The organism is Sphingomonas sp. CFBP 8760 (assembly GCF_014841615.1).
Taxonomy (GTDB): domain Bacteria; phylum Pseudomonadota; class Alphaproteobacteria; order Sphingomonadales; family Sphingomonadaceae; genus Sphingomonas.
The window spans coordinates 1-9,689 of record NZ_JACYUG010000038.1 but is presented as its reverse complement, the minus strand read 5'-3'; the positions used below and the strand labels follow the sequence as shown (position 1 = coordinate 9,689).

At 64.5% G+C, this 9,689-nt stretch carries 8 protein-coding genes; 4 read left to right on the top strand and 4 right to left on the bottom strand.

What is annotated here, in order from left to right:
• A partial coding sequence (locus IFT82_RS21580) for a hypothetical protein (protein ID WP_446740991.1) occupies positions 1-274 on the top strand: 274 nt, incomplete at its 5' end.
• 365 nt (positions 275-639) lie between these two features.
• On the opposite strand, the gene IFT82_RS20015 is transcribed toward IFT82_RS21580, so the two are convergent.
• From IFT82_RS20015 to IFT82_RS20000, 4 genes are all read right to left on the bottom strand, one after another.
• Positions 640-1,098: a hypothetical protein gene (locus IFT82_RS20015; protein WP_192129896.1), complete on the bottom strand. Its 459-nt coding sequence runs from the start codon at positions 1,096-1,098 to the stop codon at positions 640-642.
• Positions 1,099-1,172: 74 nt separating this feature from the next.
• Positions 1,173-2,015, bottom strand: a complete 843-nt coding sequence (locus tag IFT82_RS20010; RefSeq protein ID WP_192129895.1) for a peptidylprolyl isomerase — start codon at positions 2,013-2,015, stop codon at positions 1,173-1,175.
• Between the two features lie 85 nt (positions 2,016-2,100).
• Positions 2,101-3,165, bottom strand: coding sequence for a glycerophosphodiester phosphodiesterase family protein (locus IFT82_RS20005; RefSeq protein WP_192129894.1), 1,065 nt, complete (start codon positions 3,163-3,165; stop codon positions 2,101-2,103).
• 190 nt (positions 3,166-3,355) lie between these two features.
• Positions 3,356-6,034, bottom strand: coding sequence for a TonB-dependent receptor (locus IFT82_RS20000; RefSeq protein WP_192129893.1), 2,679 nt, complete (start codon positions 6,032-6,034; stop codon positions 3,356-3,358).
• Positions 6,035-6,154: 120 nt separating this feature from the next.
• On the opposite strand from IFT82_RS20000, the gene IFT82_RS19995 reads away from it, so the two are divergent.
• Genes IFT82_RS19995 through IFT82_RS19985 form a run of 3 tightly spaced genes read left to right on the top strand, consistent with a single transcriptional unit; the run spans position 6,155 to position 9,416 of the window.
• Complete coding sequence (locus tag IFT82_RS19995; protein WP_192129892.1) at positions 6,155-7,069, top strand: DUF6528 family protein; 915 nt, start codon at positions 6,155-6,157, stop codon at positions 7,067-7,069.
• 41 nt (positions 7,070-7,110) lie between these two features.
• Positions 7,111-8,247, top strand: coding sequence for a hypothetical protein (locus tag IFT82_RS19990; protein ID WP_192129891.1), 1,137 nt, complete (start codon positions 7,111-7,113; stop codon positions 8,245-8,247).
• Positions 8,244-9,416, top strand: a complete 1,173-nt coding sequence (locus IFT82_RS19985; RefSeq protein WP_192129890.1) for an ROK family transcriptional regulator — start codon at positions 8,244-8,246, stop codon at positions 9,414-9,416. Before IFT82_RS19990 ends, IFT82_RS19985 begins: the two co-directional genes overlap by 4 nt.
• Positions 9,417-9,689 lie beyond the last annotated feature (273 nt).

Below are 9,689 nucleotides of genomic sequence, written 5' to 3'. Positions count from 1 at the left end.
ATCGAGTTCGCCTTTCACCTCAGGGGAACTCTCCACTTTTCCGGGGCAAGTCCATCATGCCCGAGGCGGTTTTGCGAAAGACCTCGACCACCTCGTACCCGCCCCGCTCGGCGAAACCCGCGAGATCACGCAACTGCCGCTCGCACGATTGGTCGACAGTCGAGACGCGAGCGTAGATGGCGGCGCGTTGTCCCAATTGAACCTTCCCGAAAACCTGCCTCGAAAACCCTTGATCTGCGCGGGGTCAGTGTTGTCCAAAGCAGACTTCTGTTAATCTGGGACAATGCCCGTAAGGTACTACACAGTGGAGCGTATGTCGTCAGGGGGCTTCCCCACCCCACGCACGAACCGACCCCAATATGAAAAGAGCCCTGATCGGAGCCCTTTTCATATTGTCAGCACGCCCCTCAAGTGGCCTACTTTTACTCCGCCCCTCTGGCTTGGTTTTGCTCCGCGTTGACATGGCAGGTGGAGGGCATCGCACGATTTGCGCCGACGATTCAATCGATCGTGACCGTTGAGCATCTTAACGAGAACTAGACATCGTTTCAGCCTCAACTCGGATGGAAGCCACCGCCATCTTCAGGCGACACTTCGCTGCCGCGACGCCGTTCAGACCCTCAATCATTGCCCAGCGACTTACGACCGCCCAAAGCGGAGTCTCAATGTGCTTTCGCCACCGCCCGCCTCCTCGACCATCAAGTCGTCAACGGGCGCGAAGCCACGTCGCCTTAGCTCGTCCTCCAGACGACCAAGATAGGGCAACCGCGATGCGTCAACGTCCTTGTCTCGTACCTCCAAGGCGGTGGAGGTGAACATGCAGACGTCAGTGCACAAGATATTCACGTTCTCAAGCGTGGGAAATTCCGATATTCGCTCATGCGTCAGTGCTGCGTGGTCGGTCGCGCTTATCAGACCGGCTCTTTCGTCAAGCATTTTCGGAGCCGGCATCCGAGCGATCGTAGTATCGGCCCGTGGCTGCAAAGGGCCGGCCATGCTCGGCCCACGAACGACCACCACGTCCCCTGCCGACATCACCTCTGGTGGCTCGCTGAGGGCGAAGAACATGATAACGATCAGAGCGATGATGACCAGCACGAGGGCAGCCTGTCGCGCGGATGAGGCATGGGACAATGCCTTCGGGTACCTGTGGTTGTCCATCGAAGCTTCACTTACTGTTGGCTATCAAGCGATTGAATCTTAGGGAGAAGTTGTGCCATCGCGCGCGCCCTGATCTCCCGCTCGATCATATCGCGCGCTGGCCCCGAGTAGGAGTGCCGGCGCTGGTTCAACAGCACGATATGGTAACCGTCGTCGCCCTCGAGAATCCGGCTGATGGCGCCGTCCTTCAGTCCTTTGATCCCTTCCAGAAAGCGCGGCTGGACGTTCGCACCGAGAATGGCCGGCAGCATACCTCCCTCGGACGCCGACTCCCGATCCCCGGACGATGATCGCGCCACCGCAGCGAAGTCGGCACCTGCCTTCAACTGGGCATCCGCCGCCTCGGCGCGTGCCCATGCCTCCCGCTTGGCCGTCGCTTTCCCGCCTGCTGTCGCAGGCTCATTACTCTCGTCGAACGGAAAGAAGATGTGGCTCATCTCGAACTCGTCGTAGCGATCGGGATGACGTTCGAACTGCGACCGCACCTCTTTATCATCGATGACGATCGTGTCGGACAGCGACTGCATGAGCTTTTCGGCCAGCAGCATCTCCTGAAATGCAGTGACGGTACGCAGCACGTCCACCGACCTGTCCAACCCCTGCCGTCGCGCTGCAGCCGCTAGGTTGCGGATCGAAGCGGCTTTGGCCGCGCTACGCTCCGTCTTCATGACTTGCGTCGCATCCTTCGTGGGAAACGGGTTTCCGATCTGCGCGCCCCGATCGAGCAGCGCGGCGACCAACGCCTCGGACACCGCGGCAGGTTCGGTCGCGTCGGTGGCCTGCCGGCTGTCGGACTGCCCGGTAGGAACGTCCGCGCCGTTGATGGAATTGCCGAGTGGGGCACCAGACAGCATGAGCAAAACCGCAAGACAAAGCATCGATTCATTTCTCCGCGGTAGCGACCGACAGAAACCTGCCGGTCGCTACCGACATCATTGCTTAGAATTGGCCGGGGTGATTGGCTCGCTTGCCTTTGCCTCGGTAGAACTTGGCGGTCCCATTTGGGTCATCCGTGGTGACAAGCCCGTATCGCTCGCCATTAAGAAAGTCCAGGTTGCCCCGTCTGTCATCAGTATCTTTGAAGCCAGGCTTCCAGTTATAATATATATCGGAAAGCTTGTAGCAGCATTCGCCCGTATTCCTGAAGAAGTTGCCGTTACCCTTGTTCTCGTCGGCCAAGGCATGGAAGACCGCCGCTTTCTTGCCGGCATCCACGACCCTGTCCTTCAATGTGTACATCAGACCCCAGGGTTGCTTGACGTTCACCTCGATCGCGTTGGCCGTGAACCATGCATTGAAGGCGTTGTCGACGTGGATGATGCCCAACATGTTGGTGGTGAAGACGGGAATCGCCCACATGTCCGGGGCGTCTTTTTCGAAGGCCCCTGGCGTTTGGTACAAAGTAGCGTTGACTTTCATCGCCATCTTGTATCGCCCTCCCGGCACCAGCGCCCTGACCAGGGAGTTCGTCGCCCGCACGGCGTCGGACGTCTTCACATCGAAGATCAGCGGGATCGTCCAACGATTGGCCATGTGCGTCTGCAACACGCCGCTCAGGCGGGGCACGGTATACGGGCTTACGTCTACCCGGTTCGGCCTCAGCAGCCGCAGCCGGTCGATCGTTCCGGCGCTGAGCGACGCGACCCGCGGATTATAGTCTGCATTGGTGCCGTCCGCATACGGATTGTATAGCCTCCGCTGCTGCAAATGCGGGAAGTTTGTCGTCCGACCGACGTTGAAGTCGTGCATGATGTACGGGACGCCGTCCGCCGACATCTTGATGTCGAGCTCGACCCCGTCGATGCACGCATTGTTCGCCGCCTCGATCGCACCCGTGGAGTTTTCCGGTATCAGGCGATCGCGAGGATTGTATCCGCTCCAATAGCCGCGATGGCCCAGAATCATTACGTCCTTGGTTTGGCGATAGCCCATGATCTCGCCGAACCGTTCCTCGATCGTACGGCAGGACTGGGCTGCCGCCGGCGTTGCCGCGGTCAGCGCCATGATCGTCGCCAAAGTCGTAGACAGGACCGAATTTCTTGCTTTGGACATAGTCTTACCCTTCTTTCACTGTACGTTGCCGGTTAGTTTGAGCTGGCACCGCCGGGAGGTGGCGAAAGGCAGCGTTGCGGTGTGGCGGTACGATGGTCAGCGGCCGCGTTCGCCGGAGTGCCGGTACCTTCAGGGGAGCGCATCAGTAGCGAACCAGTGCGCCAACATAGAGGGCGCGGCCATTTTCGAGTTCCTCGCGCAACAGGCCGAACCCGGGACCGAACATGCGCTGCGGGCGGAAATTGGTGAGGTTGCGGCCCTGCGCCACGATCGTCCAGTGCCGGTCAAGCTTCAGGCGGACCTGCGCGTCGAACAGGTCGCTGGTGGCATAGCGACGGTCCTGCAGCGGGTCGGTGGTCGATACCGAATAGAGGATCGGCGACAGCCGGTTCCACGCCCCCTGCACCATCAGTGGGCCGGTATTGTAGAACAGCTTGACGTTGGCGACGGTGTTGGCGCTCTCGAACAGGCCTGACAGCCGGCGGCGGGTGACGCCATCGGCCAGCGCGACCTCGGGCGGCGTTGGATCGAGCAGCGTCAGGTTGGCGGACAGGCCGAAGCCATTGAGGGGGCCGGGCAGGAAGCGCATCCGCGCGATCACCGCGTTCAGTTCCACGCCCTTCACGGTTGCGCGGCCGGCGTTGACCGGGCGGACGCGGGTGACCAGTTGCTGCTGGCCGTCGAACAACTCGCTCGCCTGATTGCGGACGGTCAGGATCTCGTCGTCGATCCGCTTGGCGAAGGCTGCCGCCGAGAACAGGATGTCGTTGTTGATATAATATTCGAGGCTGAGGTCGTAATTATCCGACCGGCGGGGCTTGAGCGTCGGATTGCCCGAGGTGATGCTGATCGCGCCCGTCGAGCTGTTGACGTTCACCGCCTCGCGCGCGGCCAGATCGTCGTAATTGGGGCGGCCGATCGTACGGCTGAACGCCGCGCGCAGCCGCAGCCCGCCAGTCACGTCCCAATCCGCCTGGGCCGAGGGCAGCCAGTCGCGATAGTCCTGTCCCTGCTGGGCGGGCGTATAGACGCCGCCGCGCAGGGTGTTCGACGCGGTGGTGAGCCACGTCCCCTCGTAGCGGAAACCCGCCGTCAGCCGCACCGTGTCGGTCGCATAGCGCGCCATGAGATAGGCGGCGACGATGTCCTCGGTCAGCCGGTAATCGGACTGCACGTTGCCGCCGGCATTGGCGGTGTTAGGAGAGAAGTTCGACCGCCCTGCCTCGAACGCCTGCTGGGCCGCAGCCGGATCGACGAACAGCATCCGGTAGTCGCTCCCGTTATACGGTGTATAGGTTTCCGAGGCGAGCGTAGGCGTCAGCAACAGCGTCGAGGCGGCGGTGTTGCGGTAATTGTCGACTGCGAAGTCGTAGCGGCGATCGAGGAAGCGGCCATAGGCACCCGCCGCCACGCCAAGCCCGCGATCGTCGCCCGCCATGTTCACATTGATGTTGGCGCGGGCGGTCAGCGCGTTTTCGCGATTATCGTCACTGTTGGTGCCGTATTCGAACTGCCGGTAGTTCGCCGCGCCGCCGACGACCGCCGGATTGGCAAACTCGAAAGCGGTGAATTGCCCCGGCGTGATCGTGTAGCGATAGGCGAGGCTCGGCGTGTTGGCGATGCGGTAAGTCGCGAAGGTCGCATCTTGGCGATAGGTGGCGATGGCATAGTTGACGCCGAAATCGGCCCGTATGCGATCGCTCGGGGCCAGTTGGCCGTGGAAATCGGCATAGCGCATCCGCCGGGTCTGGTCGTATTCGGCCAAATCCACCTGCGCCGCCGCATTGCTGACATTGCCGCCGGTCGCGGTCACGCCCGAAAAGTTGGTGTAGCGGTTGGCGGCGGAGGTGACGGCGGCGTTCGCGGTGACCAGGTTCGACTGGCGCTCCTCGTCGTTGGTGTGGCGGAAATCGGCGAGGGTCAGCGCCGCCTTGAACAGCTTGTGGTCGTCGAACTCCAGCTTGCCGAACATGCCGTACCGTTCGCGGACATTGTCGTAGTGGAGCCAGCGCCGGCGATCGGGGGCGACGAAGGCGCTCGACACATCGTTCGTCGGCGACGTCAGTCGGGTGCCGGTCGTCGGATCGAAATAGAGATAATTGTCCGTCGCCGAATTGAGCGAGGCGGAATCACGCCGGAAATAGCTGCCCGACACCACCGCGCCGAACTTGCGATCGGGACCGAAGGTGGTCGACGCGATCAGTTCCGCCTGCCCCGATGGGCCGCGGTTGCCGCGCGTCCGCTCGAAATCCCACTGGCCGATATCGAACCGCCCGCCGAGAAAGCCGCGTCCCTGCCCGTCGAAGGCGCTACGCGTGCGCAAATTGGCGGTGCCGCCGATCGCGTTGCCGTTCATCGCCGCGGTCGTCGACTTGTACACCTCGACCCGGCTCGCCAGCGATGACGGGATGACGTCCATCGACACGTTGCGACGACCCACTTCGTTGGCGGGCAGCGTCACGCCGTCGATCTGGACGAGGTTGTAATCGGCGTTGAGCCCGCGGATCGACAGGAATTGCGCCTCGCCACGCGCATTGTTCTGGATCGTGGACACGCCCGGCACGCGCGTCAGCGCCTCGCCCAGCCCGAAATCGGGCAACGTGCCGATCTCGTCCGAACTGATGCTGTCGGAAATGACGGTGATTGCGCGCTTGGCCTCGATTTCGCGCTTCGCCTGGAGCCGCGCGCCCGTGACGACGATCTCCTCGTCCGGCGAGGATGCGGCCGGCACGTCCTGCGCATGGGCGACGGACGGCAGGACCGCAGGCGATAGCGCGGTGGACAGCAGCAACAGGCCGCGGCGGATGGTGCAACACTTCATGACAGCCCCCTTGATGAACAGCATCGATGGTCTTTTTAATAACTATGGGTGACATAAACATGACGGTCGCGTAGAAAGATCGTCGTCGGAACGTCATGCCCGGGTGGCAGGAGAGGCATTATGCAAGGTTGGTACGCAGCATTGGGGATCGTCGTCACGGTGGCGGGCGCCGGTCCGGCGGGGGCGGCCGAACGGCTCTACGCCTGTGGGGACGACGAGATTCGCGAGTACCGGCTTTCCGGGGGCGGGGTCGCCGGCGAGGTCTGGCGCTGGCGCGCGGCGGATGCCGTCGACCTGCCCGAATCCTATCGCAAAACGCTGCTGGCGAAGATCGACGACTGCAAGGCGGTCGATGGCGGGCGATCGATCCTCGTCACCGCCTCGACCGGGGGCGTGGTCCTGATCGACCGAGCGAGCGGCCGGGTGTCGTTTCGTGCCACCGCACCGATGGCGCATTCGGCGGACCTGTTGCCCGGCGGCCTGATCGCGGTCGCTCTGTCGATCCACCAGCATGGCGACCGGCTCGAACTCTACGACCGCAACCGCAGCGAAACGCCGTTGCTACACCTGCCGCTGCCATCGGGGCATGGCGCGGTGTGGGATGCGCGGCGCCGTCGCCTGTTCGTCCTGTCGCACGATCTGATCCAGGCGTATCGCATCGCCGGGACCGGTGCGGCGCCGAAGCTGTTGGAGGCGTCGCGGTGGATGCTGCCCGGACGCCGCGACGGGCACGACCTGTCGCGGCGGCCCGATGGCCGCTATCTGGTGACGACCGACGACGGGGTGTGGACGTTCGATCCGGAGGGCAAGCATTCCGGCGGGGGCATGTTCGCGGCTTTACCCGCGCTCAATCCAAAGCTGCGCGTCAAGGCGGTCGGGATGGCAGGCGACGGCATGAACGGCCGTCTCGCATGGGTGCAGGCGGAGGAAAGCTGGTGGGCGAAGGGATTCACGATCGCACGCGCCGATGGCAGCGATCCAGTGCGGGTGCCGGTGACGGGACTGCATCTGTACAAGGTCCGCTGGATCGAGTGACGCGGGCGCTGGCAGGGACCCGGACGGGGCGTCGGACATGGATGGCCTATTGCGTCGCCCATACCGGAAAAAGCCTGTTATGGGCGGCGAGCGACCTGCTGACCCTGTATCTCCTAGTCAGTCGCTATGGCATGGCTCCGGCGATCGCGGGGGCGCTGTTCCTCACCGGGCTGGCAGCAAGTGCGCTTGCCGATTTCGCCATCGGCGCGTGGCTCGCGCGGCGACCGGGCGATGCGGCACGGATCGCGGCGGTGGGGCTGTGCGTCGCCAGCCTCGTCTTCCCGTTGACGATCGTATCGGCACCGCTGGGGCCGGGTGCCGTGCTGGCTGCCGCATTGGTCTTTCGTATCTCTTATGCCGGGTGCGACGTCCCCCACAATGCGCTGATGGGCCGCCTCGGCGGCGACCCCGCGCACGCCACGGCGCTATCGCGCGGACGCACGCTTGGCACCGGTATCGCTTCGTTCGTCGCGGCGGCGTGCCTCGGCGGGATCGGTGGCGTCGGCATCACGCCGCTGCTGTGGGGGATCGGGGCGGCCGCAACCCTGCTTGGCATGGCGATGGTTCCGCTGCTGATCACCTTTCCACTCGCGACCCGGGGCGCCCGCATCGGGAGGTCGCCATCGGGTGCGCTGCCCTGGGCGTTCCTGCTCGCCAGCGTGGTCGGCATCGTCGCCCTGGGCAGTTTGGGCAAGGCGATGCTTCATCTCTCCGGCGTGGCGACGCCCGCTGCCGGGGCAACGACGCTGGGTGCCCTGATCGCCGGGCGGACGGCGTCGGCGCTCTTTCCCGTCCGGATCGGGTCGACCCGCCAGGGACTGTCGCTGCTGGCGGTCACCTTTTGCGTGTCGGCCGCGGTGCCGATCCTTTTTCTCGACGATGGGTATCGCGCGGTCGCGCCGCTGGTGCTGGGACTGGCGATGGGCCTGTCCAATCTGATCGGATGGGCGCTGCTGTCGCTGCTGGCACGCGATGCGCGCGACTACGGATTCTACACGATGGCCTCGAAACTGGCGCTCGGCGCGGCGGGGCTGGCGCTGGCCGGCGGGCTTGGCGGCGGCGCGGTCTTCACGCCCGGCGGATTTCCGGCATTCGCGGGCGGGATCTGGGCGGCGTGCGTGGTTGCGGCCTTGCTGTGCTTGACATGCCGGCCCCGCCGCGACCTTGATCGGCCATGAACGGCATCAGTGCAGGCGACTTTCCCCCGCGATTTTTGCGCGACGACGGGCGGCGCACCGCGACGGCGAACGAACGCGTGTTGCTCGACCTCTTGTCGCGCAAGGGCCCCGCAAGCCGCGCCGACCTGGCGCGGTTGACCGGGCTTGCGCCGCATTCGATCACCCGGCTGGTCGAGCCGTTGCTGGCGCGCCGGCTGATCACCGAAGGCGCACCGGTTCCACAGGGCCGGGGCAAGCCCAGCGCGGCGTTGAGCCTGGTGGGGTCGGCCGCCTTTGCCATCGGCGTGTCGGTCATGACCGATGCCGTATCGCTGGTGCTGCTGGACCTGGCCGGAACCACCGCTGCGCCGCGGACGGAAAAGCTGCTGGATTCGAGGATGGAGCCGGCCTGCCGCCAGATCAAACGGCTGATCGACGCGGCGGTGGCGGATGCCGGATGGGATCGCGCCGCGCTGGTCGGTGTCGGCGTCGGCGTCACGGGCTATTTCATCGGCGATGGCGCCCGCCTCAATCCGCCGCGGCTGCTCGATCCCTGGGCGTTGGTGCCGCTGGACACCATCCTCGCCGATGCGCTCGGCACGAAGGTGTGGGTCGACAATGACGGCAACGTTGCCGCCGTCGGCGAAGCGGCGCTGGGACACGGCCGAACCACGAACGACTTCGCCTATCTGTACTTTTCCGCCGGGTTCGGTGGCGGCGTCGTGGCAGGCGGCCGGCATTTGCGCGGCCGGCACGGCAACGCCGGCGAGTTCGCCTCGATCCTGCCGCTGGACTGGCCCCAGCCCAACCTGGAAACGTTGCGATCAAGCTTCGGCGATGCCGGTTCGGCCTATCCCGACATCGGGACCATGATCGACCATTTCGATCCCCACCATCCGGCCGTCGATCGCTGGCTGGACGACGTCACGCCCTCCCTGAACCTGGTCGCGTCGGCGATCGCGGCGACGCTCGATCCCGGCATGATCGTGCTCGGTGGCCGCGTACCGCCTGCACTGGCGGAGCGCATTGCGGGACGGATCGCCGTCACCAATCCGCAGCGCCGCGGCTTCCATCGGCCCGCTCCGCGCATCGTGGCATCTGCCATGGACGGCGACGCGACGGCGATCGGCGCCGCGACTCTCCCCCTTCGCGCGGCGTTCTTCGGTCGTGATGCCGAGGACGTCCTATAGCCATTTCTTCGGGATGGCAGGACAGCCTGCGCCTATGACGGCACTGTGTCGGCGCGGACGAGCCGGCTGGATCGGATGACTGACGTCCCCCCGTTTTCTAGATGTTTGGTCCCGACGATTGATGGTGCATCATCCACAGGCGAGTGGAAGGAAGCGCTATGGGTCAGGTTCTACACGGGAGCGCCACCACGACAGAGGTCGTGCGCCGAGCGATACAGCATAGTAAAGCCTGTCCTGAGCCTGTCGAAGGGAGAGCCTGAGGGCGCTGGCGAG

Bases quoted from the DNA above. Each gene is read 5' to 3' on its own strand.
- IFT82_RS19995 (WP_192129892.1), top strand. From the start codon at position 6,155: ATGCAAGGTTGGTACGCAGCATTGGGGATCGTCGTCACGGTGGCGGGC.
- IFT82_RS19990 (WP_192129891.1), top strand. From the start codon at position 7,111: ATGGCCTATTGCGTCGCCCATACCGGAAAAAGCCTGTTATGGGCGGCG.
- IFT82_RS20010 (WP_192129895.1), bottom strand. From the start codon at position 2,015: ATGCTGTCTGGTGCCCCACTCGGCAATTCCATCAACGGCGCGGACGTT.
- IFT82_RS19985 (WP_192129890.1), top strand. From the start codon at position 8,244: ATGAACGGCATCAGTGCAGGCGACTTTCCCCCGCGATTTTTGCGCGAC.
- IFT82_RS20000 (WP_192129893.1), bottom strand. From the start codon at position 6,034: ATGAAGTGTTGCACCATCCGCCGCGGCCTGTTGCTGCTGTCCACCGCG.
- IFT82_RS20005 (WP_192129894.1), bottom strand. From the start codon at position 3,165: ATGGCGCTGACCGCGGCAACGCCGGCGGCAGCCCAGTCCTGCCGTACG.